Source organism: Allobosea sp. BK604 (genome assembly GCF_004341515.1).
Taxonomy (GTDB): domain Bacteria; phylum Pseudomonadota; class Alphaproteobacteria; order Rhizobiales; family Beijerinckiaceae; genus Allobosea.
The window spans coordinates 56,327-82,717 of record NZ_SLZF01000012.1 but is presented as its reverse complement, the minus strand read 5'-3'; the positions used below and the strand labels follow the sequence as shown (position 1 = coordinate 82,717).

Here is a 26,391-nt window from a genome sequence, read left to right as displayed (position 1 = left end):
ACCGAGGGAGAGACGTCATGAAGAAACTATCCAGGGGATTGCCCAGTCGCCGCCACCTGCTGCTCGGGGGGACGCTCGCGCTCGCTGCGCCGGCGCTGATCTCGCTGCCGGCCTTCGCGATCACGCCGGCCGAGATCAAGGCCAAGGGCAAGCTCGTCGTCGGCATCCAGGGCGACAATCCGCCCTGGGGCTTCGTGACCAGCGGCGGCAAGCAGGACGGGCTCGACGCCGATATCGCGACGCTGTTCGGCAAGGAGCTCGGCGTGCCCGTCGAGTTCGTGCCGCTCGAGGTCAATAATCGTATTCCCGCCCTGACCACCGGGCGCGTCGACGTGCTGTTCGCGACCATGGCGATGCTGCCCGAGCGGGCCAAGGCCGTTCAGTTCTCCAAGCCCTATGTCGCCAACACGATCGTGCTGGTCGGCAAGAAGAGCGACACGATCAAGACCAACGAGGACATGGGCAAGTTCAGCATCGGTGTCGCCAAGGGCGCTGCGCAGGACACCCAGGTGACCAAGAACGCGCCGGCCAGCACCACGATCCGGCGCTATGACGGCGATGCGCCGAGCATCCAGGCGCTGGTCTCGGGCCAGGTCCAGGCGCTCGGCGGCAACATCTTCTACCTGCAGCGCATCGAGCAGGCCCGTCCGGGCGAGTTCGAGAACAAGCTCGAATTCCAGAACCTCTATAACGGGGCCTGCACCCGCCTCGGCGAGAAGGAGATCAACGCCGCGATCAATACTTTCATCGACAAGATCAAGGCCAATGGCGAGCTGCAGAAGGTCTACGACAAGTGGATGAAGGTGCCGGTCCATAAGTTCCCGGACAGTCTCGAAGGCATCACCTTCACCGCCAGCTGAGCGAAACAGTGACGGATCGGAGCCCTGACATGACAGGCCAATCCTCGCCTGCGGCCACGGCCGCGGCCATGATCAGCATGGTCGGCGTCGAGAAATGGTATGGCGACTTCAAGGCTCTGACCGATATCGACCTGTCGGTCCGCACGGGCGAGAAAATCGTCCTGTGCGGGCCGTCAGGCTCGGGCAAATCGACGCTGATCCGCTGCATCAACCATCTCGAAGCCTATCAGAAGGGCGAGATCAGGGTCGACGGTATCCTGCTCGGCGACAGCGCCAGGACGATCGACGCCATCCGCCGCGAGGTCGGCATGGTGTTCCAGCAGTTCAACCTGTTCCCGCACATGACCGTGCTGGAGAATTGCATGCTGGCGCCGATGCGCTCCTTGCGCGCCAGCAAGGCGGAGGCCGAGGCGACGGCCCGCAAGCTGCTCGCCCGCGTCAAGATTCTGGAGCAGGCGGACAAATATCCGGCGCAGCTTTCGGGCGGACAGCAGCAGCGCGTCGCGATCGCCCGCGCCCTGTGCATGCAGCCCAAGGTCATGCTGTTCGACGAGCCGACCTCGGCGCTCGATCCCGAGATGGTCAAGGAGGTGCTCGACACCATGATCGGCCTGGCCGAGGAAGGCATGACCATGATCTGCGTGACCCATGAAATGGGCTTCGCCCGGCAGGTCGCCGATCGGGTGATCTTCATGGCGAGTGGCGCGATCGTCGAGGAGGCGCCACCGGCCGAGTTCTTCACCAGGCCGCGACACGAGCGCACCCGGGCATTCCTGGGCGAGATCCTGCGCACGCATTGATCGGCCGCCTGGCAGCGCTTGCGGCGAGGTGCAGCCACACTGCAAAAGTCCGTCAGGCGAAGCCGTCGAGGAGAGTCAAATGGGTGACGTGGGAACAAGGCCGTTGCAGCTCGGCATCCTCGGCGCGGCGAATATCGCGAGGGCCTTCAGCAGCGGCGTCGCAGCGTCGAAGACCGTGACCGTCGCGGCGGTCGCAAGCCGCGATGCGGCGAAGGCGGAGAGCTTCGCGGGGGAATGCGGCATCCCGCGTTTCCACGGCTCTTATGAGGCCCTTCTGGCCGATCCGGCAATCGAGGCCATCTATAATCCGCTGCCGAACTCGCTCCACGCCGAATGGTCTGTTCGCGCCATGGAGGCGGGCAAGCACGTGCTTTGCGAGAAGCCGCTGGCGACCAGCGCGGTGGATGCGCGCGCCATGTTCGCGGCGGCGAAGCGCCTCGGCCGCCATCTCGTCGAGGCCTATCCTTATCGCGCCCAGCCGCAGACGCTGAAGCTGCGCGAATTGCTGGCCACGGGCGTGATCGGCAAGGTGCAGCTGATCCACTCCAGCTTCGGCATCACCTTCACTGATCCAAACAATATCCGCCTCAGGCCCGAGGTCGGCGGCGGCGCGCTGCTCGATGCCGGCAGCTATGCGGTCAGCCTCGCGCTGCTCGCCGCCGGCGAGCGGCCGGAGCGGGTCAGCGCGAGCGCGCGCTGGAGCGAGACCGGTGTCGATCTGAGCACGGTGGCTACGCTGGAATTTCCCGGCGGCGCGCTGGCGCAGATCTCCTGCAGCTTCGCCACGGCCTTCCATCGTCACGCGCTGATCGCGGGTGATGCGGGCACGATCGAGACCACCTATCTCAACCATCCGCCGGTCGGCGGGCCGCCGATCCTGACGGTGCGTCGCGGCACCTTGAACACGGTCGAGCCTGATATCGTCGAAGTCGCTCCGGGCAACGGCTTCCGGGCCGAGGCGGAAGCCTTCGAGCGGCTCCTGCGCCACGGCCCCGAACACTGGACCGGCGCGACGCCCGAGGAATCCATCGACATTGCGCTGACGCTCGACGCGATCCTCGAAAGCGCCCGCTCCGGCGCGGCCGTGCGCGTGGCCGGCTAGGGTCGAAAGCTTCTCGCAATGATCCGCGGCACGACCAAGCTCATCGCCCATCTCGGCTATCCGACGGAGTCGTTCAAGGCTCCGATGATCTACAACCCGTATTTCGAGAAGCACGGCATCGATGCCGTCGTGGTGCCGATGGGCTGCAAGACGGAGGACTATGCCCGCTTCCTGAAGCTGGTCTTCAAGCTCTCCAATATCCACGGCGCTCTGGTCACCATGCCGCACAAGGTGACGACCATATCCCTGCTCGACGAGGTGCTGACGACGGCACAGGTCGCGGGCTCCTGCAATGCCGTGCGCCTGCGGCCCGACGGCAGGCTGGTCGGCGATATGTTCGACGGTGAAGGTTTCGTGCGCGGTGTCCTGCGCAAGGGCCGCGGTCTCGCAGGCGCGCGGGCTCTGGTCGTCGGCTGCGGCGGTGTCGGCTCCGCCATTGCCGCCTCGCTGGCCAAGGCGGCCGTCGCCGAACTTGCCCTGTTCGACGCCTATGCTCCGCTCGCCATCGGCCTCGCCGAGCGCTTGCGGCTGCACTACCCGCTGCTGCAGGTCGCGACCGGCTCTGCCGACCCGGCCGGCTTCGATATCGTCGTCAACGCGACGCCGCTGGGCATGAAGCCGGGCGATCCGCTGCCGATGGATGTGAGCCGGATCGCGCCAACGACATTCGTCGGCGAGGTGGTGATGAAGCAGGAGGTCACGCCGTTCCTGGAGGCGGTCCGCGCCCGTGGCTGCGCGTTCCAGGTCGGCACCGACATGCTGTTCGAGCAGATCCCGGCCTATCTCGAATTTTTCGGCTTCCCGACGACCACGTCCGACGAGCTCCGCGCGGTTGCGCAGGTCAGCTACTAGGAGAGGGCAGTACCCATGACCACTCCCTGCATCATCACCGTCGCGATCACCGGCTCGCTGCCGACCAAGCGCGACAATCCGGCAGTGCCGATCTCGATTGCCGAGCAGATCGAGTCGACGCAGGCGGCGTTCGAGGCCGGAGCGACGCTGGCGCATTGCCATGTCCGCAACGATGACGGCATGCCGACCTCGGATCCCGAACGCTTCGCGCGGCTGCTGGAAGGCCTGCGCCGGCATTGTCCCGGCCTGATCGTGCAGTTTTCGACCGGCGGTCGCTCGGGCGCCGGCCGCGAACGCGGCGGCATGATCCCGCTCAGGCCGGAGATGTGCTCGCTCTCGACCGGTTCCTGCAACTTCCCGACGCGCGTCTACGAGAACAGTCCCGACCTCGTCGATTGGCTGGCGAGCGAGATGCTCCAGCATGCCGTCAAGCCGGAGATCGAGGCCTTCGACCTGTCGATGATCTTCAAGGCGGTCGAGATGGAAAGAACCGGACAGATCAAGGGGCCGCTGCATGTGCAGTTCGTCATGGGCGTGAAGAACGCCATGCCGGTCGACCGCGGCGCTTTCGAGTTCTTCGTCGCGACGCTGAAGCGGCTCGCGCCGGATGCGACCTGGACAGGCGCCGGCATCGGCCGCGACCAGATCACGCTGAACCGCTGGTCGCTTGAGCTCGGCGGCCATTGTCGCACGGGGCTCGAGGACAATGTCAGGCTCGACCGCGATACGCTAGCGCCGTCCAACGCCGCCCTGGTGAAGCGTGTGGCCGATCTGGCTGGCGAGTATGGGCGCCATGTCGCCTCGGTTGCGGAGGCGCGCAGCTTGTTGTCGCTGACGAGTGCTTGAGGCGACGCCGATAGCCCCAAGCCGGCCCCGGTGCTAGAAGGGCGGCCTATCGAACGGTTCGGCAAGGAAACGGCGATGTTTCAGGCGCGTGTCATCGAAGGTGTCGGCAAGGCGGAACTTTATCGCGACCTCGCCTCGCAGCTCACGGGTCTGCTCGAGGGCGAGAGCGACCCGATCGCCAATGCGGCCAACACCTCGGCCCTGCTGTTCCAGATGCTGCCGCAGCTCAATTGGGCGGGGTTCTATCTGATGCGCGGCGAGGAGCTCGTGCTCGGGCCGTTCCAGGGCAAGCCGGCTTGCGTCCGCATTCCGGTCGGGCGCGGCGTCTGCGGCGCTGCGGTCGCGCGCAAGCAATCGGTCCTGGTCGAGGATGTGCATGCCTTTCCCGGCCATATCGCCTGCGACGCGGATTCGCGTTCGGAGCTGGTCGTACCGCTGATCCGCGAGGGCAAGGTGCTCGGCGTGATCGATCTCGACAGCCCGGTTCCGGCCCGCTTCGATGCCGAGGATCAGGCCGGGATCGAGGCGATCGCCGCGATCGTCCTCAAGGCGAGCCCGGGCCTGGCTTAGAGCCGGAGCCGATCAGATCGCCGCGTACTCTAGCGGCTCTGCCAGCGCAGGCGGCAAATGTTCACCGCGATCGAGAGACCGCTGGGCAGCTGGTAGGAGCGGGCGCAGCTCAGCCCGACATTGCGCTCCACGCTGATGTCCTCGATCTCGCGCGAGACCAGCCCGGACCTGAGCGGCTCCGAACTCGGTGCGATCGCGATGCCAAAACCGGCCGCCGCCATGGCAAGCGCGTCCTGATGCGAATGGGCGATCGACATGCGGGCCAACTGCACGCCTCTGTCGTGGAAGGCCCGGCGCGGTGAGCCGGGCGCGTCCGTCCAATGAGCCACGATCACCGGATCATCGGCGAAGCCTGCTATCGTGACCTCTTCGCGCATCGTCAGCGGGTGACCGACGGGTGCTATGGCGCGGTAGCTGTCGCGCCAGAGTGGGTGGAAGATCTGGTCTTCGGGGAGCGCCGCTTCCGAGACGATCATGATGTCCGCCGCGCTGCTTTCACGCTGCAGCTCGAAATAAAGTTCGGGCGAGGCGATAGCCGCCTCCTTCAGGAAGCCAGAGACACGCTCGCCGGACAATCCCGGCATCACGGCGCAGCGGACTGGCCTGGTGGCGACCGGCCGCCGCACGATCGTCTTGAGCGCTCCGAACTCGGCGATGAGCCTCACCGCGGTGGGGAAGATCTGGTCGCTCGCCGCGGTCGGGCTGACCCCGCGCGCATTGCGGACGAAGAGCTGGCAGTCGAGATGCTCTTCCAGCTGCCTGATCGCAGCCGAGATCGAGGGTTGGGAGACGGCGCAGCGGCGCGCCGCCAGGCTGAAGCTCTGCTCCTCGTAGACGGCGACGAAATACGTGAGGGACCGAACATCCATAGTTTTTCTCTATGCCTGCGATCAATTATAAATTGATTGACGGCGGTTTGGGGCGTCAGTAGCGGTTTCACCCTACGCTACATAGGCTGTGCGTATATCGTCTCAGCGGATTGCGTGAACAGGATTTCGGGCCAGCCGGAACCAGCCAGGGACAGGAACAAGACGATGCGGATCAAGGCATTTCTGGGCGCGCTGGCGCTTCTGGCATCCATAGCGCCGGCCTATGCCCAGCGCGACGGGGGCACGGCTTCCCTCGTCCTGCCCTATGGCGCGAGCATCACCACGCTCGACATCCATTCCTCGGCGCGTGCACAGGACGGCATCATCTCGCTCGCCATCCATCGCGGCCTCTATAGCTGGGACAGCGACAAGAACGAGCCGGTGCCGGAGCTGGCCAAGGCCGTCGAGGTTTCCCCGGACGGCATGGTCTACACCTACAAGCTGCGCGACAACGCCCGCTTTCATAATGGCCGCAAGCTGACCGCCGCGGACATCATCTGGAGCTATCAGCGCATCCTCGATCCCAAGGGCGCCTTCGCCGGCGCGCGCTACCTGCGCATCATCGCGGGGGCGGAGGAGTTCGAGGCCGGCAAGGCGACGTCGATCTCGGGCCTCGAGGCCGTCGACGACAACACGCTGAAGATCACGCTCAAGGACCGCGTCGACCCGGCGCAGTACCTGTTCTGGCCGGAAGTCTCGGTGCTGCCGCGCGAGGAGGTCGAGCGCCTCGGTCCCGGCTTCGCCACGGCGCCGATCGGTCTCGGCCCCTACAAGTTCGTGAGCATGACCTCCGGCAGCCGCATCGTCGTCGAGCGCTTCGACGATTTCTACAAGGGCAAGCCGCATCTCGATAAGATCGTCTACAACATCATGGGCGAGGCGCCGGCGCGCGACGTCGCCTTCCGCTCCAAGGATATCGACGTCAACCTGCTCGGCTCGGCGCAGTACCCGGTCTACAAGGCGGACCCGGTCTTCTCGAAGAACCTCGTCGAGGTCGCCGAATACCGCACCCGCTTCTTCGCGCTGAATCCGCGCTTCAAGCCGTTCCAGGACAAGCGCGTCCGCCAGGCGATCAACTACGCCATCAATTCGGATCTGATCATCAATCGCCTGGTCAAGGACAAGGCCTATCGCGCCACCGGCTGGCTGCCGACGACCTCCGTCGCCTACAACCCTGAGATCAAGGCCTTCCCCTTCGATCCCGAGAAGGCGAAGCAGCTCCTCAAGGAGGCCGGCTACGAGAAGGGTTTCGAGGTCGAGCTGGTCACGACCAATAACGAGTCCTTCGGCAACACCATCGTCGAGGCGACGATCCCCTTCCTCGCGAAGGTCGGCATCATCGTGAAGCCGAAGGTGGTCGAGAACGCGGTCGGCCAGGACCTGCTCTTCCAGAAGGGCGATTTCGACGCGGCGATCTGGTCGCTCGCCTCCGGACCCGACCCGCTCGCCGCGATGAAGCGCTTCCATTCGACCACGAGCCGTCCGGCCGGCAACATCTTCGGCTACGCCAACAAGGACATGGACGCGCTGATCGACGCCGCCAGCGCCGCCAAGGACAAGACCGAGCAGGCCACGATCCTGAAGAAGGCCGACGCCTTGCTCGTCGACGACGCCGCGATGTGGTTCTTCAATTACAACAAGGCCGTGCTGGTGCATCAGCCCTGGCTCAAGGGCATCCAGAAGAACGCGGTCGAGCTGACCAACCAGTACCCGGAATATCTCTGGATCGACGAGACCTCGCCGCGCGCCAACGCAAAATGAGCAAGGCGCTAGAGGGCGGCGAGCGGAGTGAAGGACAAGCCCTGCACCTGCGCCGCCCCGGCATGGACGAGCTTGCCGCCGGCGCAGATCAACCCGCGCCCCAACGCGGCATCGCGCCGCGCGGCATCGATCGCGCCGTGCTCGGCGATCGCCGCTACGGTGTCGTAGATCATGCGGGAATAGCCGGTCGAGGCGGCTTCCGGGCTGGCGCTCGGCAGGTTCTCGACGCAGAAATGCGTGATGCCCTGCACTTGGTAGATCGGGCTCAGCCAGGTCGTCGGCACGCTGGTCTCGACCGCTCCGGCCCGGTCGGCCGCGACATCGACAATGACGGCGCCGCGCTTCATCCGGCCCAGCATCGCACGCGTGATCAGATGGTCGCGCCGCATCTTGTCCCAGAGCACGCAGTTCAGCACGAGATCGGCGCCGGGAAGGTGCTCCGGCAAGTCCTCGACCGGCCTCGCGGTGAAGTCGCGCCCCGGCCAGTCGAGGCGCGCCTGTTCAAGCGCCAGCGGGTCGATGTCGAAGCCCGCCACCGACATGCCGAGCCCGAGCAGCACGCGCAGGGCGCCGCGCCCGGCCGTGCCGAGCCCGACGACAAGTGCGCGCGCCGGTTCCAGGCCGAAATGTCCGGCGAAATGCCTGCCCGTGCCGCCATGCGGGGCGAGCAGCAGGCGAACGCCTTCGAGCGCGCCAATCTCGCCGCCGAGCACGCTGCTCGCCGAGAGCGGCCTGACGACATGCTCGACCGCGAAGGCGGTGATGCCCGCATGGAGCAGCGTGTCGAGCCGGCCGCGGTTGGCCTCGCAATACAGGCTGGCGAGCAGGATATGCTCCGGGCGCAGCAGCGAGGGCTCGTTCTGCTGGAGCTCATGCACCTTCACGATCAGCCTTGCCTGCTCGAAGACCGCCTCCGCGCTCGCCGCGATCCGCGCGCCGGACGCTTCGTAGAGAGTGTCGCTGAAGCCGGCATCTGCCCCGCTCCGGGTTTCGACGACGACCTCGTGCCCGGCTTCGACCAGCCGCCCGACCTCGACAGGCCGCAACGCTACACGCCGCTCGTCCGGCTTGAGTTCGCGCGGCAGGCCAATGATCATCTAGGACGCTCCATCCGGGGATTTCGGCCAATCTAGGCGATTTGAGATTTCGTGCAAGTCTTTATAAATAAAAGATAAATTTCGGTTTTGGCCCCTTATGTGGAAAGGCGTTGCCTCCGTGAATACCAGGCCAGTTGAATCAGGGCTGACACTAGGCACGACCGGTGCCCATCGGCCGACGCTCTACGGTACGCAGCACATGGCCGTCGCCGGGCATTATCTGGCCTCGCATGCCGCCTTCGCCATCCTGGAGGCCGGCGGCAACGCGACCGACGCCGGTGTCGCGGCCGGGATCGTGCTGGGCGTCGTCCAATGCGACCTCGTCAACGTCGCCGGCATCGCGCCGATCATGGTCCATGATGCCAAATCCGGTCGGACCCAGACGATCAGCGGTCTCGGTCCCTGGCCGGCCCTGGCCGATAACGAGATCTTCCTGCGCGAGCATGGCGGCCTGATTCCGCCGGGCCTGCTGCGCACTGTCGTGCCCGGCGCCCCGTCGGCCTGGATCAAGGCCCTCCGCCATTTCGGCACGATGTCGTTCGGCGAGGTCGCGCAGGCCGCGATCCGCTTCGCGCGCGACGGCTTCGTGATGTACCCGCTGCTCGCCGATGCCCTGGCCGAGCATGAGGCGGACTATCGCAAGTGGCCGTCGAACGCCGCGGTGTTCCTGCCGGGTGGGCGTCTGCCGCAGGTCGGCGAAATCTTCATCCAATCCGATCTCGCAAGGACCCTGCAATATCTCGCCGACGAGGAAAGTGCGGCGTCCGGGGCAGGGCGCGAAGCCGGGCTCCAGGCGGTGCACGACGCGTTCTATCGCGGCGATATCGCCCGGACGATCAGCGCGTTCCACGAGGCCGAGGGCGGCTGGCTGCGCTTCGGAGATTTCGCCTCCTTCGAGGCCGCTTTGGAGCCTGCCGTGATGCGCCGCTTCGGCGAGGCGGAAATCCATACCTGCGGGCCCTGGACGCAAGGACCGGTGATCCAGCAGACGCTGGCGTTGCTCGATCCCGCGGCGCTGAAAGCGCTCGGCCATAACTCACCGGCCTATATCCACCGGATTACCGAGGCGTTGAAGCTCGCCTTCGCCGATCGCGAGCGCTTCTATGGCGACCCGCGCGTGACCGATGTGCCGCTGGACGCGTTGCTGGCGGAGGACAATCTCGCCGCCCGCCGCGCTTTGCTGCGCGACGACAGGGCCTGGACGGAAATGCCGCCGCACTCCTTTGCCGAGGCAGCGTCCGCAGGCCTGTCCGGTTCGGAAGGCTCGCCCGCATTGCCGGGCGATACGTCCTTCGTCTGCGTCGTCGACAGGCATGGCAACGCCTTCGCAGCGACGCCGAGCGACACCTCCTACGATTCGGTGCTCGTGCCCGGCACGGGCCTGTGCCCGTCCTCGCGTGGCACGCAGAGCTTCACCTCGCCCGGCCATCCGGCGCAGGTCGCGCCGGGTGTCCGGCCGCGCCTGACCTGCAATCCGGCATTGGCGATCAAGCCGGGCGCCTGGACCATGCCATTCGGCACGCCGGGCGGTGACGTGCAATGCCAGGCGATGGTTCAGGTCCTGCTCAACCGGCTGGTTTTCGGCATGGATCTCCAGCTCGCCGTCGAAGCGCCGCGCTTCGCGAGCTACAGCTTCCCCGGTGCGTTCCAGCCGCACGAGTATTTTCCGGGCCGGCTGGCGCTGGAAAGCCGGATTGCCGCCGACACCGCGCGCCAGCTCGGCACGCTCGGCCATGATGTCCATCCCTGGCCGGACTGGACTTTGCGTGCCGGCGCCGTCTGCGCCATCCAGCACGACCATGCCAGCGGAGTGAAGGCAGGCGCTGCCGATCCGCGCCGCACCTCCTATGCCGTCGGCTGGTGACAGCCTGCATTCCGAAGCTGCCTGGACCCGCGAATGACGCCCTACATCGATAGCTATTACACCCGCACGCTCGCCGATCGCCGGGGGAGGCCGGCGCTCGCCGGCACGCAGAAGGCGGATGTCTGCATCGTCGGCGCGGGGCTCGCCGGTCTCACGACCGGGCTCGAGCTGCAGCGGGCAGGGCGCTCGGTCATCCTGCTCGAGGCCGAGGCTGTCGGCTGGGGCGCGTCGGGCCGTAATGGTGGCTTCGTCAGCCCGGGCTATTCACGCGGCCTCGCCTCGCTCGAAGGCGCGATTGGCGAGGAGCCGGCGCGCAGGCTCTACGATCTCTCGATCGAAGGCATGAACATCGTCGCCCAGAACATTCGCGACCTCGGGATCACCGATGCCCAGCGCGTCGACGGCATCTTCCGCGTCATCCGCTATGAGGATGCCGACGGCCTGCAGCGCTTCCGCCAGCGGCTCCGGGAGCGCCATAATTATCCGCTCGATTTCTGGGAGACGGACAAGGTCCGCGAGAAGCTGGTCTCGACGAAATATTTCCAGGCGCTGCTCGATCCGCAGGCCTTCCACATCCATCCGCTGAACTATGCCCGCGCCCTGGCGGCGGCGATCGAGGCAGCCGGGGGGCGGATATTCGAGAACTCGCGCGCGGTCTCGGTCGATCTCGACAAGCCGGAGAAGATCATTCGCACCACTGCCGGCGAGGTGCGGGCCGAGCATGTCGTCTTCACCGGTGGCGGTTATACCGACCGGCTCGTGCCGAAGCTGCGCGGCAGCCAGCTACCGATCGCGACCTATGTGCTGGTCACCGAGGCGGCGCCGGACCGGCTCGCGGGCGCGATCCGCACCCGTGCCGCCGCGCTCGATGACCGGCGCGCCAGCGATTACTACAGGCTGGTCGACGATGGCCGGCGGCTGCTTTGGGGCGGTCGCATCACCACGCGGACCTCGGAACCGCGCGAGCTCGCCGAGATGCTGCGCCGGAGCATCACCGACACCTATCCGCAGCTGAAGGGCATCGCGATCGACGCGGCCTGGACCGGGCTGATGTCCTATGCCCGCCATCTCATGCCGCAGATCGGCCAACTCCAGCCCAAGGTCTGGCATTGCCTCGGCTTCGGCGGCCATGGCCTCAACACCACCGCGATCGGCGGCCGGGTGGTGGCGGAGGCGATCACCGGGCGGTCCGACCGCATCCGCCAGTTCGAGCCGTTCGGGCTGGTCTGGAACGGCGGGCCTGCCGGCACCGCCGCAGTGCAGCTGACCTATTGGCACCATCAGGCGAGGGACTGGCTGCGAGAAAGACGCGCAGCCTCGGCCGGATAGGGGCGTAGCACGCGCCTGCCGGCGTCCAGCCTCACCTGATCGTCTCCAGCAGCATTTTCGCGGCCCTGGCCGCGCCATCGGTGCGGATCGTAGCGGCAACCGCGATGGCGCGTGCGCGGGTTTCCGGTGCGAGGGCAATCCCGAGTGCTGTCGCGAAAGACTCGTCGGTCGGGACCGGGCCATCATGCGCCGCGCCGATACCCAGCGCGGCCACGCGCCCGGCCCAATAGGGCTGGTCGGCGATCTGCGGCACCACCACCTGAGGCGCACCGGCGAGGGCTGCCGTTGTCGTCGTCCCCGCGCCGCCATGATGCACGACGGCGGCGACCCGGCGGAACAGGGCCAGCTGGTTGAGCTCGCCCACCGGGAAGCAATCGTCGTCCTCCTGATGATTCGATGCCAGCTCAGCCCAGCCACGGAACAACACCACGCGACGGCCTTGTGATCGAATTGCCGCAACAGCCACTCGCGCTGCGTCCTTTGCAGCAGCCATCGTCATGCTCCCGAACCCGACATAAACAGGCGGCGTCCCGGCTTCGAGAAAGGCGATCAAGGCGTCTGGAAGCGGGTGCCGGTCGGGCAGCAGCCACGCGCCGGTCTGCACGACATCGAGATCGGCCGGTACCCAAGGGCTGAGAACCGGATCCGATGCCAGCCAGGGGCGATCGGTGAAGACGTGGTCGCGCACGTCATCGATCAAGGGCAACCCGATCGTTGCGCGCTGGCTGTTGAATGCCTCGCCGAACAGCGCGTTCATGACCTGCGCGTTCCGATCCCAGAGCGCGCGGTTATCGGTCATCTCCGGTGGATGCGGCCAGCCCGGGTACTCGTAAGGCGGGTGATGCGGGGATTGCAGGGAGAGCGGGCAGAAGCTCGCGTGCAGATGCGGGATGCCGAATATCTCACTCACGGAGCAGGCTGCGGCGCTCGACGGAAACAGTCCCGTCGACAATATCGCGTCACATCCTTCGGCCGCAGCTGAGAGTGCACCGAATTGCGCACGGACCATGCGGGCCGCAAGTGCGGGCAGGGCCTCTCCCGAACGTCTCGCCTCGGCGATCCACTCGCGCACGGACAAGAATGCCGGCGCCGAGGGGACGCCGAAAGCCGACAGCAACTCTTCGAATTCCTTGTCCGCCGGCGCGCTCACCCGCACGTCGGCGCCGAGGCGTTGCAGTTCAACGGCCAATCCCACCAAGGGCTGGACGTCGCCGCGCGAGCCATAGGTCGATAACAATAAACGCATTCCGCAGCTCCCTTCTCCCCAAAATCAGGTGAAGGGCAGGGCTCATACGCCCAGGCCGGGGGATTGCCGCAAGCCCCCCTGGCTGGTACATGCTTCTTATGGGATGGAGCAGTCGCTCTCCCTGCTGCTCAGCACATTCGAGACTTCCTGCGTTTCCCCGATTCGCGAGAATTCTCTATCTATTTGTTTTGACGCATTTTCTTCACGCGAACCGGTCTCCACGTCGCTCGAAAATGCTTTAGATCATCGGATACCGTATCCGCTCAGATGATCTAACTCATTGCTTCGCATCGGCTTTTCCGAAAACCGCATTCCACTTTTCGGGCCGATGCGCTAACCGCGCACCACGCAACGGAAGCCGACATGGCTGGTCGAGGTGTCGACGTCTTCGGCATGGCGCGCCGCCGGGCGATAGCGCCGGCAATAGCTCGGCGCGCATAGATGCGAGCCGCCCTTCAGCACCCTGCGGGGAATGCGGATCGTCGGCTGGCGCGGATCGTAGCTCTCGGCTTCCGGCCCACCGCGCGGATTCTGCGGCACGCAGCACGCTTTTGGCGCATCGCCCTGATGGCGCGTCGACCAGAAATCCGAGGTCCATTCCCAGACATTGCCGATCATGTCGTACAGACCATAGCCGTTCGGCGGATAGGTTCTGACCGGCGACGTGCGGGCCCAGCCGTCATCCTTGGTGTTCTCGTTCGGAAAATTGCCCTGCCAGATATTGGCCATGTGGCGGCCTTCCGGCATCAGCTCGTCGCCCCAGGCGAACTCGGCCCCTTCCCGTCCGCCCCAGGCGGCAAATTCCCACTCGGCTTCGGTCGGCAGCGATTTTCCCGCCCAGGCGGCATAGGCCTCCGCGTCGCGATAGGCGACATGCACGACGGGATGGTCGTCCAGGCCCTTGATCGAGGAGCCTGAACCATAGGGCTTGCGCCAGGTCGCGCCGAACTTGAAGGTCCACCATTGCGACCACTCGCGCAGGTCGACCGGATGCATCGGCGGATCGAACATCAGCGAGCCGGCTCGCAGCATATGTGGCAACGCGCCGGGATAATCCTTCGGATCGGGCGTGATCTCGGCGAATGTGACATGGCCTGTGGCCTCGACGAAGGCGCGGAACTGCCGGTTCGTGACGGGCGTCTCATCGATCCAGAAGGCATCGACGCCGACCTGGTGGCTCGGCGCCTCCTCGGCGTAATGCCGGTCGGAGCCCATGCGGAACGTGCCGCCGGCAATGCGGACCATGCCCTTGGTCTGCAGCGGGGCGTCCAGTGTCGCGCCATCCGTCATGCGTCCACCCTCCGGTTTCAGCCCTTGCGATTGTCGTCTTCGGCCAGCAATTGCTTGCGCGCCTTGGCCATGACGCTGCGCGCCTCGTCATCGACTCTGGGGAATTTCGGGTCGAGCCGTTCGAGGCAGTCGACGACGGTCGCCGCGACGACGAGGCGGGTGAACCATTTGTTGTCAGCGGGGATCACGTGCCAGGGCGCCTGCTTCGTCGCCGTGTGGGCGATCGCGTCTTCGTAGGCCGCCTGATACTCGTTCCAATAGCCGCGCTCGGTGAGATCGGCAGCGTCGAACTTCCAGTTCTTGTCGGGCTCGTCGATGCGCGCGAGGAGGCGGCGGCGCTGTTCGTCCTTGGACAGGTTGAGGAAGAATTTGAGGATCACCGTGCCGTTGCGGCTGAGATGGCGCTCGAAATCGCGGATGCTCTCGAAGCGCTCCTGCCAGATGTCCTTGCCGATCAGCTTGGGTGGCAGACCCTGCTTCTGCAGCAATCCCTCGTGAACGCGAACGACCAGGACTTCCTCGTAATAGGAGCGATTGAAGATGCCGATCTCGCCGCGCTCGGGCAGCGCGCAGGTCGTGCGCCAGAGGAAGTCATGGCGCAGTTCGAGCGAGTTCGGCGCCTTGAACGAGGTGACCTCGCAGCCCTGCGGATTGATGCCGGACATGACATGCTCGATCGTGCCGTCCTTGCCGGCGGTATCGATCGCCTGCAGCACGATGAGCAGGGACCAGCGCTTCTCGGCATAGAGTCGCTCCTGCAGGTCGCGCAGGCGCTCGACCCCCGCACGCAGCAATTCCCGCGCCTCGTCCTTGGCGATATCGAGCCCGCAGGTCTCGCCGGGGTCGAAATGCTTCAGGCGGAAATCGTCGCCATCCGTCACCCTGAAGCGCTTGGCCAGTTCGTCTGCCTGCATCCCTAGCGTCCTGGCGGGAAGATCGTCTTCCAATCGGTCTTCATGTCGACGATTGTCCAGCCTTTCGTTGCCGCTTCGTCAAGCGCCTTGTCGAGCTTGCCGATCTGCGATTTGCGGTCATACGCCCATTCGCGCGCGGCGTCGGTATGATGGATGATGAGCGCAAGGCGCGCGCCTTCCCCGCCCGTGGTGTATTGCAGCATCTGCAGATCTCCGTCGGAATTGCCGAAGGCGAGAATCGGGCGCCTGCCGATGAAGCGGTTGATACCGACCGGCTTGCCCGGGCCGTCATCGATGAATTCGACCTTTGCTTCCTTGTAGAGTTCCGGCTTGCCGGTGGCACTGAGCCGGTACTTGACCGAGCCGGAAGAGCCGACCACCTGCTCCGGCGGAATACCATAGGCCTTTTCGGCGAAGACCCGCATGAACTCGACGCCGCCGCCTGAGACGATGAAGGTCTTGAAGCCGTTGGCGCGCAAAAAGGCCAGCAGCTCGAGTTGCGGCTGATAGACCATCTCATCATAGGCTCGCTTCGTCGGATGGCGCGCGGACGCAAGCCAGTTGCGTACCAGAACCGCGAACTCATCGGTGGTGATGCCGGAATGGGTCACCGCCATGGCCTGCATCAGGCCTTTGTTGCCGTTCGCCGAAAGCCCCTTGAGATCGCGGGCGAGCACCGAGCGGTAGGGCTCCTTGCCCTTCAGCGCCGGATTCTGTGCGGCCAGGCGCTTGATCTCGTCCAAGGCGAACTGGAGCTGGAAATAGACCGGCTGCTCGGCCCAGAGCGTGCCGTCATTGTCGAAGGCGGCGATGCGCTGGTCCAGCGGCACGAAATCGCGTCCGCCCTCCTGCGTCACCTTGCGCACGAAATCGAGGATGACGTGCTTGGACTTGCCGTCATTCCACGAGGGAAGCGGATCGGCCTGGGCCAAGGCTGCCGCGCTCCAGACGCAGAGTGCGGCGATGAGGAGAGGGGCCGACGCCGCGCGAAGTTTGACCATTGGCATTCTCGCCTCCTCCGTGGGAACAACTCCCTTACACCATCAGGTTGCCGGCTGCGGTTGCGGGAAGGTCCACTTGCCGCTGAGGATTTCGCTCTTCGGTCGGTAGAGTCGAACCGTATAGTTCCAGCCTGGCATGGTCGGAAGACAGTTCGGAATCTTGCCGTCGCAGCCGCCGAACTGAATGGCGATCGAGTCGTCGTCGTTCTTCTTCGCGGTGATGTTGTTGAGCGTGTAGGCGTTGTAGGAGTTTTTCTGGTAGTAGCCGTCGGCATTATAGAGGCTGACCGACCAGAAGCCGTTGACCGGCACGTTCTTGACGTTGAGCTTGTAGACGGTCGTGCCGTCATTCTTCGGCGGCGTGACGTTGAGATAGATGGCGTCCTTATCGGGATTGCCGCCCCAGCCCAACGCCGTCCCGATCAGGTGTCGGATCGGATCGACCTCGGCCTTGGTCCCGAATGCTTTCTTGAAGTCGGGAATCGTCGAGCCGAGCACCAGCAGCGCGTCGCGCACCTTCTTCTGGCTGGCCGGATCCCAGGCCGGCACCGTGAAAGTCCCGGCCGCCTTCTGTGAGACCTTGATCGCATCCTGCAATGCGTGGACCTGCTGCACGTCCTTCGGATCGGAGGGGTCGACGAGCGTGCGGATGCCGACCACGACATAGCGTGTCCCCGCCTTGCGCCGATCGATCACATGACTGCCCGCGCCATAGGCGACGACGGGCACATAGTGATCCTGGTTGATCACCTGCATCGACATGAAGCGCGTGCCGGGATCGGGCATTGTGACCGTCACCGGCCCGGCGTCGAGATCGAAGACCGCGCTCGAATAGAGCGTGTCGCGGTTGAGGCGGATGACGGCCTGATTATCGAGCGAGGCGGGCTCACGCCGATGCAGGAATTTGCCGATGCCGCCTTCCTTGACGAGATTGCCGATATAGAGATCCGACTCGGCACGAATGAAATTGTCCGCCGTTACGGGGAGCGGCGTCTGCGCCGCGGCCCCGGCGCAGGTCAGTATCGCGGCGGCGGCGAGGTAGAGACGTGTTGCCGGCATCAATTCCTCCTCAACCCGAGGCTGCGCGCTGGAGCGGCGGCGCCTTCCATTTGCCGCTGAGTGCGGCCTGTTTCGGCCAGTAGAGCCGCATCGCCGTGAAGAATGGTCCCTTGGGCGCCGGCAGCCAGTTGGCCTCCTTGTCCTGCCCCGGTGACTCGTTCTGGAGGTAGAGCGTGATGCCGCCGTCGGGATCGCGCTTCAGGTCCGGCAGCATCGCCGAGTTGATCAGGTAGCGGTTGAGCGGGTTCGCATAGAGCAGACTTGCCGGCAGCTCATACATGGTGACCGACCAGAAGGCGTTGACCGGGGGCAACTGGCCGGGAGCGAAGCGCAAGGTGTAGCGGCTTGCCCCGGTGAGCGGCTTCTTCTCGCTGTCGGTGAAATAGGCCGGATACATCGCCTCCTGCTTCGAGTTGCCGTAGATGCCGAGCACGGCGCCTGACATACGGTCGAGATATCTCCCGTTCAGGTAGGCGCGGGTGCCGAAGCTATCGGCGCTGCTCCGCTTGCCGGTATCGATCTGGGTGTCCTTGAACTCCTTGAAAGCAGCCCACGCATCGGCCATGCCGCCCTCCAGGGCCTGGCGCATGTCGGGGGAGAGCGAGCCGGGATCGAATGGCTTGCCGGCAGCGATGCCGATCCGTCCGAAGCGCGCCATCAGCGCTCGCTCGGGAGGATTGGTCGGGCAGAATTGCAGGATGAAGTTCAGCAGGCCGAAGAACCCGAGCGAACTGCGCTCCTGCTCGGGCGTCAGCGGTTTTGCGAAATTGACCGGCGCGGCGGCGACCGGCGCGGTCTGATGGAGGAATTGCGACAGCGGCTGGACCTTGTAGCCGGCCTGGATCGCCTTGACCTTGTCGATATCGGCCGGATTGAAGAGCTGAGTGCGGTAGAGGACGAAGGCGAAATCCGTCTCGCAGGGGATCACCGCCTTGATGCCGCCGGGCTTCTCGCCCTTCCATTTCGGCCCGGCCAGCAGGTAATTGCCGGCGCCGTTGCCGGTGGCACGGCTGCCGACATAGGCGAAGTTGAACGTGTACATGTCGATGAATTGCAGCGAGTAGTAGCGCCCCTTCTCGACCGCCGGCACGGTGAGGACGAGCGGTTCGCTCCGCAGGTCGGCCCCGACATAGGAATAGGGCGTGTCGGAATTCGGAGTCTGGATCGCCTTGTCCGCGGGCGTATAGACCCGGTCGTTGTTGACCAGCGTGTTCCAGCCCGCCTTGAACTCGGGACTGTCACGGTCGACGAAATAGGAATGCTGGACGCGATAGGTATCGACCAGCGGAAAGCCGTAGATCGTGGCCTCCTTGGCGATGGCGCGCGCCTCTTTCGCCGTCACCGTCTGTGCGAGCACAGGCGCGGTGCTGAAAGTTGCGGCCGCGAGCGTCACCGCCGTTCCCGCCACGACCTGCCGCCGATTCAGCACCGGTGTCGCATGGCACGCAATCCTGAGCTGTCTGGTCATCTCCGCCCTCATCATCCGGATTTGCCGGCCGCGCAAAGGCGGCGGCCGGCACATTTGCGAGGGCCTATTTCGACCGGGTTGTCTGCTCGAGGTTGCGCATCAGCGCCTCGACCATCTGGTCGACGCTGAAGCTCGCCGGCCGTTGGCTCGGCGGATACTCCTTGAAGGTCTGCAGGAAGGGCGCGACCTTCCAGACGCCGTACTGGATCAGATAAGCGTTCTTGGCGAGCCAATCGTAATACTGGTCGGAGACTGTATCGGCCCGCTCCATCGGATCCATGCGCAAGTTGAAGATCTTTGGCGCGCGCAGGCAGGTGAAGGGATTGGCCCAGACCTGGAAGCCGCCCGGCTGGCGCTGCTCGCAGAAGACGATCTTCCAGTCATTGTACCGATAGGCGACCATCTCGCCATCGTCGTTGAAGTAGAAGAACTCGTTGCGGGCCGATTTCGGCTGCTGGCCGGTCAGGTAGGGAAGCTGGTTATAGCCGTCGAGATGGACCTTTGCCGGCTTGCCGTCGAGCGTCGTGCCCTTGGCGAGCTTGTCCTTGATCTCGGAATCGCCGCCGGCTGCGACGAGTGTCGGGAACCAGTCGAGGCCCGAGATCATCTCGTTCGAGACCTCGCCCGCCTTCACCCGCCCGGGCCAGCGGATCATCGCCGGCACGCGGAAGGCGCCTTCCCAGTTGGTGTCCTTCTCCGAGCGGAACTGCGTCGTCGCCGCGTCAGGCCAAGACCATTGGTTCGGGCCATTATCGGTCGTGTAGACGACGATGGTGTTGTTGGCGATGCCAAGATCGTCGATCGCCTTCAGAAGCTTGCCCACGTCGCCGTCGTGCTCGATCATGCCATCGGCATAGTCATTGCCGGGCATGCCGCTCTGGCCCTTCATCGCCTCGCGCACATGCGTGAAGGCGTGCATGCGGGTCGTGTTCATCCAGGTGAAGAACGGCTTGTTGGCCCGCGCCTGGCGCTGCATGAAGTCGATCGCAGCGGCTGTGGTCTCGTCGTCGACGGTTTCCATCCGCTTCCTGGTCAGCGGGCCGGTATCCTCGATCTTGCCGTCGGCCGACGCCTTCAGCACGCCGCGGGGCGAGTTCGACTTGACGAAGGCGGCATCGTTCTTCGGGTAATAGGGACGCTCGGGCTCCTCCTCGGCGTTGAGATGGTAGAGATTGCCGAAGAACTCGTCGAAGCCGTGCCGGACCGGCAGGTATTCGTCGCGGTCGCCGAGGTGGTTCTTGCCGAACTGCCCGGTCGCGTAGCCGAGCGACTTCAGCGCCTGGGCGATTGTGATGTCGCGGTCCTGCAGGCCGACCGCAGCGCCGGGAATGCCGACCTTGCACAGGCCGGTGCGCAGGCAGACCTGGCCGGTGATGAAGGTCGAGCGCCCGGCCGTGCAGCTGTTCTCCGCATAATAATCGGTGAACATCATGCCTTCTTTGGCGATCCGATCGATATTCGGTGTCTTGTAGCCGACCAGACCGTGCGAATACGCGCTGATATTCGACTGGCCGATGTCGTCGCCGAAGATCACCAGGATATTGGGCCTCGTGGGCGCCTGTGGTTGGGCGGGCGCAGCTTGCTGGGCCTTGAGAGGCGCGGAAAGGCTCATGACAGCTGCCAAGGCTGCCGCGGCCAGGAATTTATGGCGTCCCATGAAACACTCCCGGTTCCGGATCGCCGCTCGGGGTCGTACGGGGCATGGACGCGTCGACCCCGGGGCGTGCAGCCGGAGGGTCGCACGCGGCACCGCCCTGCTTAAGGCTGTAACTGTTACCGGCGTTTCGCCTGCCTGCCGGATCGCCAGCAGGGGGCGAAGGTCTAATCGGGCAGGGCGTCCATGACCGCCTGCGCAGCCTCATCGGCGACCGCATCGATCAGGTCGAAGCAGGGCGCCGTGGCGATGACATAGTCGCGGAAGTCGCTCGACAACACCTTGCCGTTGCGCAGATCGCCGAAGCGCCAGGAATAGCGCCGCCGCTCGAGCATCGGGCGAACGGCAAGATCGAGCGAATAGGCCTCGCCAGGGTGCGTGAACAGCTCGCGTATCGCGTCCAAGGCGGCCCGGCGTTCGACCGAAGGAACCACATGGACCTTGAACTGTGCCTTGCTCAACAGGCGCACGAGCGCATCCGAGAAGAGTTCGCCGCGCAGTGCCGCTTCGGCATCCGAGCGCGGCGACTGGTCGTGGACGATGATCGTCTCGGAGCGCGTGGGTCTTGCGGGCTGAGCGCCGGCTGGCGGCGTATCGGCCTCGTCTTCGGCAAGCGGTATTGCCCACGCGAATGTCGGCACGTAGCTCCCGGGCGGAATCGCGATCCGGATGCGATCCCTGGCGCCGGTTGCGTCGTAATAGGCGGTTAGGGCCGATCTCAGCCGCGTCGCCTCGATGCGCACGATCGGATCGAGGGTCGGATCGAAGGCCTCGTCACGCCCGAAGACGTCGACACCGATTGCGTAAGCCTTGATCCGTTCGCTGTGGCCCGCGACGGTCTGGTTGACCACGAAAGACAGAAAACGCCGATTGCGTTCCGACAACCGCAATTCGTCATGGCTAAGTATAGCCTTCAGAGCGGCCAGAATATCTTCAGCCGGCGGCCCGCCGGGCCGAAATGCCGAGATTCCCTTGTCCATCGCTTCGCCTCATAAAGCTTGGACCAAAACTCGATGCATAGGCTAGTCTTTGGACAATGGCTCAACTCGGAGTGTTCTGGCAAGCGCATGACAAGCTTGCGTGAAACGCCGCGCTTGCTCCTAGCTTAAGAAATTCTATGCAGGATGTCTTGCTCTGTCGCTGTCATGAGTGCGCGATATTCCTCCGCGCGCTCGGCACCCACGGCGGCGGAGGATTTTGTCCAATAGGCCGCGGCTTCGCAGGCCGCCTCGTATGCCTCGCATAATTCGGGGAGGCGGGGGTCCTGCGCGAATCTCTGGCGCAGTTCCGCCCTCCGCTCCGGCCAGCGGAGCATGAGGCGAGCCAGCCCACGCTTCTGCGCTTGTTCCATGGCCATCTGTCCACAAATCGTGCGGGCCGTTCTTTGACGCCATACTGCCGGAAAATGCGGGCAAATGGGCCCGTAACTGTTACCGGCTTGTCGCCTCTGGTTGAAGCTGCTAGCGCCGCTAGCGGGGGCTCTGTGCTTGACGCTCCTATCAAATCAGTCCAGCATCGCTGCATAAATCGGGCGGGGCGTCGGACATGAAGCGGCTACGGGCCTCTGTCGTCGGTGCAATAGCGTTTAGTTGGGCCGGAATAGCCTCTTATCCCGCGAGTTCAACTGAGAGTGGCGCGAGCCTATACGTTGCGGGGCTGCGCGGACCTCTGGCCGGAATCGTTCCGCCGCCGGGGTTTTACTTCGAGAACGATTTCTATTCCTATTCCGGTCGCCTTTCGGCGAGCACGCAGACCCAAATCGGCGGCGCGGTGCTGGCCAATGTCAAGGTCCAGGCGCGGGTCAACTTCTTGACGCCGACCTGGGTCACACCGATCGAGATCCTCGGCGGCAATCTCGGCTTCGCGGTGATCCTTCCTTTCGGCGTTCCGCGCGTCAGCGCCGGCGCGCTGATTGCGGCACCGCGCATCGGGCGGGCATTCGGCGTCAAGCTGCGCGATTCCGATTTCCTGTTCGGCGATCCCGTCATTTCCAGCTTCATCGGCTGGCACGCCGGCAACTTCCACTGGCAAGTGGGCGGATTGGTCAACATCCCCTCCGGCACGTATCGTGACGGCGAGCTCTCGAACCTCTCCTTCAATCGTTGGATCGGCGATATCTATGCCGCGGGCACCTGGCTGGACCCCAAGATCGGCCTCGACATCTCCGGCGCGGTGGGAATCGAGATCAACGGCAAGAACGACGACACCGATTACAAGACCGGCAATGCCGTTCATGTCGACCTCGCCATCAGCCAGTATTTGAGCAAGGAGCTCTCGGTCGGCGCCCTGTTCGGGCATTATCAGCAGATCAGCGGCGATAGCGGTGAGGGCGCCTCGCTCGGCCCCTACAAGGGCCGCGTCACCGCCGTCGGCGGCATGATCAGCTACACGTTCAATGTCGCCGAGACACCGATCACGACGCGCGTGAAGGTCCTGCGCGAGGTTAGCGTGGATAATCGTCCGCAAGGCACGATCGGCCTCTTCACCATCGCGTTTCCGCTCGGAAAGACCGCGCCGGCAGCGCCGCCGCCGGAGCCGGTGCCGGGCGCCAAGGTCGTGAAACACTGAGCCGCATCGAGAGATGCCGACCCCGGCGCAAGCCAGCTGGCGCGACGTCTGCGGCGCTGGCCGGACGGCCTCGCGCGAAGCCCTGCGAGACGCGTTCATTGTCAAAAGACAAGCCGTTTCGTGCCCTTCGAGGCACATGTTGCCCCAGAATTGGTCGCATCCGCAGCCGTTGACCGACCACAGGACGTGGGCGCTCTAGCGGCTATCGTGCGATTCAGGTAGCCGCATTCCATGTCCGGCATCATTCTTCTTCTGGCTCAAGCCCTCATCTATTTCGGCGTGATGGCCGGGCTTTTTCGGCTGCGTCACATGATGGGCCTTGGCGCGTTTTTTTGCGCCCTGGGAGTGATGCATTTCCTCGAGACCTATCTCGCGGCCGTGTTCTTCATCCAGCTGCCGTTCGGCCTGCTCTCGCCCGGGTCGACCGTGCTGTTCTCCGGCAAGCTCGCGATCATCCTGCTCTTTTACATCCGGGAGGATGCGGAGACGGTTCGTCAGCCGATCTACGGGTTGCTGATCGGCAATTTCCTGATGGTGGCGCTGGTCTTCACGCTGCGGCTCTATGGCTCGCCCGTCTCGTTGCCAGGCTATAATCCGGATCTGGTGCTGATCGACCAGATGGGCGCCTTGATGGTGTGGGGGACAACCCTCCTGTTCGTCGATTCGATCGCGCTCATCCTGCTCTACGAACGGTTCCGGCGAGTTCTTCCGGACTCGCTGATCCTGCGCTCGTGTCTCAGCCTGGCGCTGATCCTGACCTTCGATCAGATCGGCTTCTTCATCGGCCTGCATATCGTGACCGGCACGCCGATCGACGCACTTGTCGGAGGCTGGGTCGCGAAGATGGGCGCGGCTGTCGTCTACAGCACGCTCATGGGCCTGTACCTGACCCTGTTCGAGCGCGATCCTCAGGAATTGGCCCCGCAGCCGCTCGCGGATGTGTTCTCCAAGCTCACCTATCGCCACAAATACGAGGAGCTCCTCGGCAAATCCGGGCGCGACGCGTTGACGGGCGCGCTCACGCGCGAGCGCTTCGAAACGCTTGGCCAGGCCATCCTGGCCCGCAACCTCGCCGCCAAATCGCCGGTCAGCCTGGCGATTCTCGACGTCGATCATTTCAAGAGCGTCAATGACCGCTACGGGCACGTCACCGGAGACGAAGTGCTTCGGCGCGTGGTCGATTGCGTGCGAAGCGAGATCCGCAGCGATGACCGCATCTTCCGCTATGGCGGCGAGGAATTCGTCATCGTCTGCGAAAACACGCCTCATGCGGCCGCGCTCGCCTGCGCCGAACGAATGCGCCTTGCGATCCACCGCACCCTCGCGCAGGAATTCGCGGCGGCGCCGACGGTCAGCATCGGCGTCGCGACATGTCCGGGCGACGCGACCGATATCCGCGACCTCGTCGCCCATGCCGACGCCCATCTCTACGCGGCCAAGGCCCAGGGGCGAGACCGCGTGGTGGGCAATCATCCGAGCGGCTGAGAGGTTGACGAAGGCATGGAACGCGCGGTCGCTCTGGCTTTCGGCCAGGTCCTGCTTGCCGTCGGGTTCGGCTATGCCGGGATGGCCGGCGCGGTTGTCCTCTGGACGAGCCTGGCGGGCCGTCCGCTCGGCTTCGATGCGCGGGAGGCCGCATTCTTTCTGAGCGTCGGAGTCACGACATTCGCAATCACATGGGCTGCTGGCGACCGGCCGTTTCGACGGTCGCTGGCATTGGCCTGGCCGCAAGACAGGCGCATCGCGATCTGGTTTGGCGCCGCGCTTGCTGCCGTCCTGGCCGTCGAGGCGGCGGTGGCGCTCTCCGGCCTGCTGGGCTCGCTCGAGGAGATGAAGGCGATGTCGTCGTCGGAGCGGAGCGCGCTGGGATTGGCGAATGCTGTGCTGCTGGCGCCAGTCGTCGAGGAACTCCTGTTTCGAGGCCAGCTGTTCACGACGCTGCGCCGCCACCTTGCCGTGCTGCCGGCCTTGGCGGTGACGACCATCGCCTTCGGGCTGCTCCATCTGGAGAACGGATTGCTCCATGTCGTCTCGGTCCTGCCGGCGGGGGCCTTCCTGGGCTATGCCCGCGAGCTGTCGGGAGGCATCGGCTTGCCCATTCTGCTCCACGCCTGCATGAACGCAGCCGTCATTCTCGCTGGATTGCTGCTATGACCCTGACCATCCGCCCTGCGCGGCCAGACGAAGCCGGGCTCGTCCTCGCCTTCATCAAGGATCTCGCCGAATACGAGAAGCTCGCCCATGAGGTCGATGCGACCGAGGCGATGATCGGCGAGGCGCTGTTCGGCGCCAATCCGAAGGTGTTTTGCGACATTGCCGAATGGGAGGATGAGCCTGCCGGCTTCGCGCTCTGGTTCTACACCTATTCGACCTTCCGCGGCCGGCACGGCATCTGGCTGGAGGACCTCTTCGTCAAGCCCGAGCAGCGCGGTCGTGGCATCGGCAAGGCACTGATGGCGAATCTCGCCAGGCGCTGCGTCGACGAGGGGCTGCCGCGCCTCGCCTGGTGGGTGCTGAACTGGAACGAGCCGTCGCGCGTGTTCTATCGCTCGATCGGCGCTGTCGCCCAGGACGCCTGGACCGTGAAGCGGCTCGATGGCGAGGCGCTGGAACGGCTCGGGCGGGAAGGCTGAGGCATGGCGCTTCCCATCGTCCTCATCGCAGCCATCGCCGATAACGGCGTGATCGGTGATGACAATCGCCTGATCTGGCGGCTCAAGACCGATCTGCGGCGCTTCCGCGGCCTGACACTCGGCCGGCCGGTGCTGATGGGCCGCAAGACCTTCCTCTCGATCGGCAAGCCCTTGCCGGGGCGCGAGACCATCGTGCTGACGCGCGACGCCGAATTTCGTGCCGAGGGCGTCCATGTCGCGCATTCGCTGGAGGAGGGGCTCGCCGAAGGGCAGCGCCTCGGCGCGTCGATGGGGGCGGATTCGGTCGTGGTCGCCGGCGGCGCCGATATCTATGCGCAAGCGCTGCCGCTGGCCGACCGGCTCGAGTTGACGCTGGTTCATGCCGAGCCGGCGGGGGACGCGATTTTCCCCGATTGGACCCGCGCCGCATTCGACGCCGCGGGCCGCGAAAGCCATCCTGCCAGCGTCGATGACGAGCACGCGTTTACCTTCGCGACCTATCGCCGCCGCCATTAACCAGCTTTCCGTTGATGACGAAGGGGTTGCGCCGTTGACGAATTCGTGTCCGATGACCAATTCACGGGCTCGGCTCCCATCCGGGCGCTGAC

At 65.0% G+C, this 26,391-nt stretch carries 24 protein-coding genes; 14 read left to right on the top strand and 10 right to left on the bottom strand.

From position 1 onward, the window contains the following. Positions 1-17: 17 nt before the first annotated feature. From EV560_RS30200 to EV560_RS30175, 6 genes are all read left to right on the top strand, one after another. The gene (locus tag EV560_RS30200) at positions 18-860 is read left to right on the top strand and encodes a transporter substrate-binding domain-containing protein (protein ID WP_131859562.1); all 843 of its coding nucleotides are present in this window, start codon (positions 18-20) and stop codon (positions 858-860) included. 68 nt (positions 861-928) lie between these two features. Then, complete coding sequence (locus tag EV560_RS30195) at positions 929-1,660, top strand: amino acid ABC transporter ATP-binding protein (protein ID WP_131859705.1); 732 nt, start codon at positions 929-931, stop codon at positions 1,658-1,660. Positions 1,661-1,739: 79 nt separating this feature from the next. After that, complete coding sequence (locus EV560_RS30190) at positions 1,740-2,762, top strand: Gfo/Idh/MocA family protein (protein WP_131859561.1); 1,023 nt, start codon at positions 1,740-1,742, stop codon at positions 2,760-2,762. A gap of 18 nt (positions 2,763-2,780) precedes the next feature. Beyond that, a complete protein-coding gene (locus EV560_RS30185; RefSeq protein ID WP_131859560.1) occupies positions 2,781-3,614 on the top strand; it encodes a shikimate dehydrogenase family protein in 834 nt (277 codons plus the stop codon). A gap of 15 nt (positions 3,615-3,629) precedes the next feature. Then, a complete protein-coding gene (locus tag EV560_RS30180) occupies positions 3,630-4,460 on the top strand; it encodes a 3-oxoadipate:acetyl-CoA acetyltransferase (protein ID WP_131859559.1) in 831 nt (276 codons plus the stop codon). A 75-nt stretch (positions 4,461-4,535) separates the two neighbouring features. Continuing rightward, positions 4,536-5,030 (top strand): GAF domain-containing protein, encoded by a 495-nt coding sequence (locus EV560_RS30175; RefSeq protein ID WP_131859558.1) that lies wholly within the window; start codon positions 4,536-4,538, stop codon positions 5,028-5,030. A gap of 29 nt (positions 5,031-5,059) precedes the next feature. Here the strand turns inward: EV560_RS30175 and EV560_RS30170 are convergent, their stop codons facing one another. Beyond that, positions 5,060-5,899 (bottom strand): LysR family transcriptional regulator, encoded by an 840-nt coding sequence (locus EV560_RS30170; RefSeq protein ID WP_131859557.1) that lies wholly within the window; start codon positions 5,897-5,899, stop codon positions 5,060-5,062. A 165-nt stretch (positions 5,900-6,064) separates the two neighbouring features. Here EV560_RS30170 and EV560_RS30165 point away from each other — a divergent pair, with 165 nt between their 5' ends. Beyond that, complete coding sequence (locus tag EV560_RS30165; RefSeq protein WP_131859556.1) at positions 6,065-7,660, top strand: ABC transporter substrate-binding protein; 1,596 nt, start codon at positions 6,065-6,067, stop codon at positions 7,658-7,660. A gap of 8 nt (positions 7,661-7,668) precedes the next feature. On the opposite strand, the gene EV560_RS30160 is transcribed toward EV560_RS30165, so the two are convergent. Next, complete coding sequence (locus EV560_RS30160) at positions 7,669-8,757, bottom strand: alanine dehydrogenase (RefSeq protein ID WP_131859555.1); 1,089 nt, start codon at positions 8,755-8,757, stop codon at positions 7,669-7,671. Positions 8,758-8,875: 118 nt separating this feature from the next. On the opposite strand from EV560_RS30160, the gene EV560_RS30155 reads away from it, so the two are divergent. Together EV560_RS30155 and EV560_RS30150 are read left to right on the top strand one after the other, a co-directional pair. Continuing rightward, positions 8,876-10,621, top strand: coding sequence for a gamma-glutamyltransferase family protein (locus EV560_RS30155; protein ID WP_207908154.1), 1,746 nt, complete (start codon positions 8,876-8,878; stop codon positions 10,619-10,621). 33 nt (positions 10,622-10,654) lie between these two features. Continuing rightward, positions 10,655-11,950: an NAD(P)/FAD-dependent oxidoreductase gene (locus EV560_RS30150; protein ID WP_131859553.1), complete on the top strand. Its 1,296-nt coding sequence runs from the start codon at positions 10,655-10,657 to the stop codon at positions 11,948-11,950. 31 nt (positions 11,951-11,981) lie between these two features. On the opposite strand, the gene EV560_RS30145 is transcribed toward EV560_RS30150, so the two are convergent. The 8 genes from EV560_RS30145 to EV560_RS30110 all read right to left on the bottom strand — a co-directional run bounded on the left by EV560_RS30145 (position 11,982) and on the right by EV560_RS30110 (position 21,466). Further along, positions 11,982-13,196, bottom strand: coding sequence for a glycosyltransferase (locus EV560_RS30145; protein WP_131859552.1), 1,215 nt, complete (start codon positions 13,194-13,196; stop codon positions 11,982-11,984). Positions 13,197-13,529: 333 nt separating this feature from the next. Next, a complete protein-coding gene (locus EV560_RS30140) occupies positions 13,530-14,486 on the bottom strand; it encodes a formylglycine-generating enzyme family protein (protein WP_131859551.1) in 957 nt (318 codons plus the stop codon). Between the two features lie 17 nt (positions 14,487-14,503). Next, positions 14,504-15,400: a polyphosphate kinase 2 family protein gene (locus EV560_RS30135; RefSeq protein WP_131859550.1), complete on the bottom strand. Its 897-nt coding sequence runs from the start codon at positions 15,398-15,400 to the stop codon at positions 14,504-14,506. Positions 15,401-15,402: 2 nt separating this feature from the next. Then, positions 15,403-16,401, bottom strand: coding sequence for an HAD family hydrolase (locus EV560_RS30130; RefSeq protein WP_131859549.1), 999 nt, complete (start codon positions 16,399-16,401; stop codon positions 15,403-15,405). 42 nt (positions 16,402-16,443) lie between these two features. Continuing rightward, positions 16,444-17,460 carry a DUF1254 domain-containing protein gene (locus tag EV560_RS30125; RefSeq protein ID WP_131859548.1) on the bottom strand — a complete coding sequence of 339 codons (1,017 nt, stop codon included), beginning with the start codon at positions 17,458-17,460 and terminating at the stop codon, positions 16,444-16,446. A 10-nt stretch (positions 17,461-17,470) separates the two neighbouring features. After that, positions 17,471-18,928: a DUF1254 domain-containing protein gene (locus EV560_RS30120; protein ID WP_131859547.1), complete on the bottom strand. Its 1,458-nt coding sequence runs from the start codon at positions 18,926-18,928 to the stop codon at positions 17,471-17,473. A gap of 64 nt (positions 18,929-18,992) precedes the next feature. Then, the gene (locus EV560_RS30115; protein ID WP_131859546.1) at positions 18,993-20,585 is read right to left on the bottom strand and encodes an arylsulfatase; all 1,593 of its coding nucleotides are present in this window, start codon (positions 20,583-20,585) and stop codon (positions 18,993-18,995) included. A gap of 164 nt (positions 20,586-20,749) precedes the next feature. Beyond that, complete coding sequence (locus EV560_RS30110) at positions 20,750-21,466, bottom strand: hypothetical protein (protein ID WP_131859545.1); 717 nt, start codon at positions 21,464-21,466, stop codon at positions 20,750-20,752. A 661-nt stretch (positions 21,467-22,127) separates the two neighbouring features. On the opposite strand from EV560_RS30110, the gene EV560_RS30100 reads away from it, so the two are divergent. The 5 genes from EV560_RS30100 (at position 22,128) to EV560_RS30080 (ending at position 26,299) form a co-directional block, all read left to right on the top strand. Next, a complete protein-coding gene (locus tag EV560_RS30100) occupies positions 22,128-23,150 on the top strand; it encodes a SphA family protein (RefSeq protein ID WP_131859543.1) in 1,023 nt (340 codons plus the stop codon). Positions 23,151-23,381: 231 nt separating this feature from the next. Further along, positions 23,382-24,635 carry a GGDEF domain-containing protein gene (locus EV560_RS30095; protein ID WP_131859542.1) on the top strand — a complete coding sequence of 418 codons (1,254 nt, stop codon included), beginning with the start codon at positions 23,382-23,384 and terminating at the stop codon, positions 24,633-24,635. 15 nt (positions 24,636-24,650) lie between these two features. Next, positions 24,651-25,304: a CPBP family intramembrane glutamic endopeptidase gene (locus EV560_RS30090; protein ID WP_131859541.1), complete on the top strand. Its 654-nt coding sequence runs from the start codon at positions 24,651-24,653 to the stop codon at positions 25,302-25,304. Next, on the top strand, positions 25,301-25,783 hold the full coding sequence (locus EV560_RS30085) for a GNAT family N-acetyltransferase (RefSeq protein ID WP_131859540.1): 483 nt from the start codon (positions 25,301-25,303) through the stop codon (positions 25,781-25,783). The genes EV560_RS30090 and EV560_RS30085 overlap by 4 nt, the downstream gene beginning before the upstream one ends. Positions 25,784-25,786: 3 nt before the next feature. Beyond that, a complete protein-coding gene (locus EV560_RS30080; protein ID WP_131859539.1) occupies positions 25,787-26,299 on the top strand; it encodes a dihydrofolate reductase in 513 nt (170 codons plus the stop codon). The last annotated feature ends 92 nt before the right edge of the window (positions 26,300-26,391 follow it).

What these genes read in the sequence shown, in the direction of transcription:
- EV560_RS30200 (WP_131859562.1), top strand. Translation starts at nt 18, where the DNA reads ATGAAGAAACTATCCAGGGGATTGCCCAGTCGCCGCCACCTGCTGCTC.
- EV560_RS30195 (WP_131859705.1), top strand. Translation starts at nt 929, where the DNA reads ATGATCAGCATGGTCGGCGTCGAGAAATGGTATGGCGACTTCAAGGCT.
- EV560_RS30190 (WP_131859561.1), top strand. Translation starts at nt 1,740, where the DNA reads ATGGGTGACGTGGGAACAAGGCCGTTGCAGCTCGGCATCCTCGGCGCG.
- EV560_RS30185 (WP_131859560.1), top strand. Translation starts at nt 2,781, where the DNA reads ATGATCCGCGGCACGACCAAGCTCATCGCCCATCTCGGCTATCCGACG.
- EV560_RS30180 (WP_131859559.1), top strand. Translation starts at nt 3,630, where the DNA reads ATGACCACTCCCTGCATCATCACCGTCGCGATCACCGGCTCGCTGCCG.
- EV560_RS30175 (WP_131859558.1), top strand. Translation starts at nt 4,536, where the DNA reads ATGTTTCAGGCGCGTGTCATCGAAGGTGTCGGCAAGGCGGAACTTTAT.
- EV560_RS30170 (WP_131859557.1), bottom strand. Translation starts at nt 5,899, where the DNA reads ATGGATGTTCGGTCCCTCACGTATTTCGTCGCCGTCTACGAGGAGCAG.
- EV560_RS30165 (WP_131859556.1), top strand. Translation starts at nt 6,065, where the DNA reads ATGCGGATCAAGGCATTTCTGGGCGCGCTGGCGCTTCTGGCATCCATA.
- EV560_RS30160 (WP_131859555.1), bottom strand. Translation starts at nt 8,757, where the DNA reads ATGATCATTGGCCTGCCGCGCGAACTCAAGCCGGACGAGCGGCGTGTA.
- EV560_RS30150 (WP_131859553.1), top strand. Translation starts at nt 10,655, where the DNA reads ATGACGCCCTACATCGATAGCTATTACACCCGCACGCTCGCCGATCGC.
- EV560_RS30145 (WP_131859552.1), bottom strand. Translation starts at nt 13,196, where the DNA reads ATGCGTTTATTGTTATCGACCTATGGCTCGCGCGGCGACGTCCAGCCC.
- EV560_RS30140 (WP_131859551.1), bottom strand. Translation starts at nt 14,486, where the DNA reads ATGACGGATGGCGCGACACTGGACGCCCCGCTGCAGACCAAGGGCATG.
- EV560_RS30135 (WP_131859550.1), bottom strand. Translation starts at nt 15,400, where the DNA reads ATGCAGGCAGACGAACTGGCCAAGCGCTTCAGGGTGACGGATGGCGAC.
- EV560_RS30130 (WP_131859549.1), bottom strand. Translation starts at nt 16,401, where the DNA reads ATGGTCAAACTTCGCGCGGCGTCGGCCCCTCTCCTCATCGCCGCACTC.
- EV560_RS30125 (WP_131859548.1), bottom strand. Translation starts at nt 17,460, where the DNA reads ATGCCGGCAACACGTCTCTACCTCGCCGCCGCCGCGATACTGACCTGC.
- EV560_RS30120 (WP_131859547.1), bottom strand. Translation starts at nt 18,928, where the DNA reads ATGACCAGACAGCTCAGGATTGCGTGCCATGCGACACCGGTGCTGAAT.
- EV560_RS30115 (WP_131859546.1), bottom strand. Translation starts at nt 20,585, where the DNA reads ATGGGACGCCATAAATTCCTGGCCGCGGCAGCCTTGGCAGCTGTCATG.
- EV560_RS30100 (WP_131859543.1), top strand. Translation starts at nt 22,128, where the DNA reads ATGAAGCGGCTACGGGCCTCTGTCGTCGGTGCAATAGCGTTTAGTTGG.
- EV560_RS30095 (WP_131859542.1), top strand. Translation starts at nt 23,382, where the DNA reads ATGTCCGGCATCATTCTTCTTCTGGCTCAAGCCCTCATCTATTTCGGC.
- EV560_RS30090 (WP_131859541.1), top strand. Translation starts at nt 24,651, where the DNA reads ATGGAACGCGCGGTCGCTCTGGCTTTCGGCCAGGTCCTGCTTGCCGTC.
- EV560_RS30085 (WP_131859540.1), top strand. Translation starts at nt 25,301, where the DNA reads ATGACCCTGACCATCCGCCCTGCGCGGCCAGACGAAGCCGGGCTCGTC.
- EV560_RS30080 (WP_131859539.1), top strand. Translation starts at nt 25,787, where the DNA reads ATGGCGCTTCCCATCGTCCTCATCGCAGCCATCGCCGATAACGGCGTG.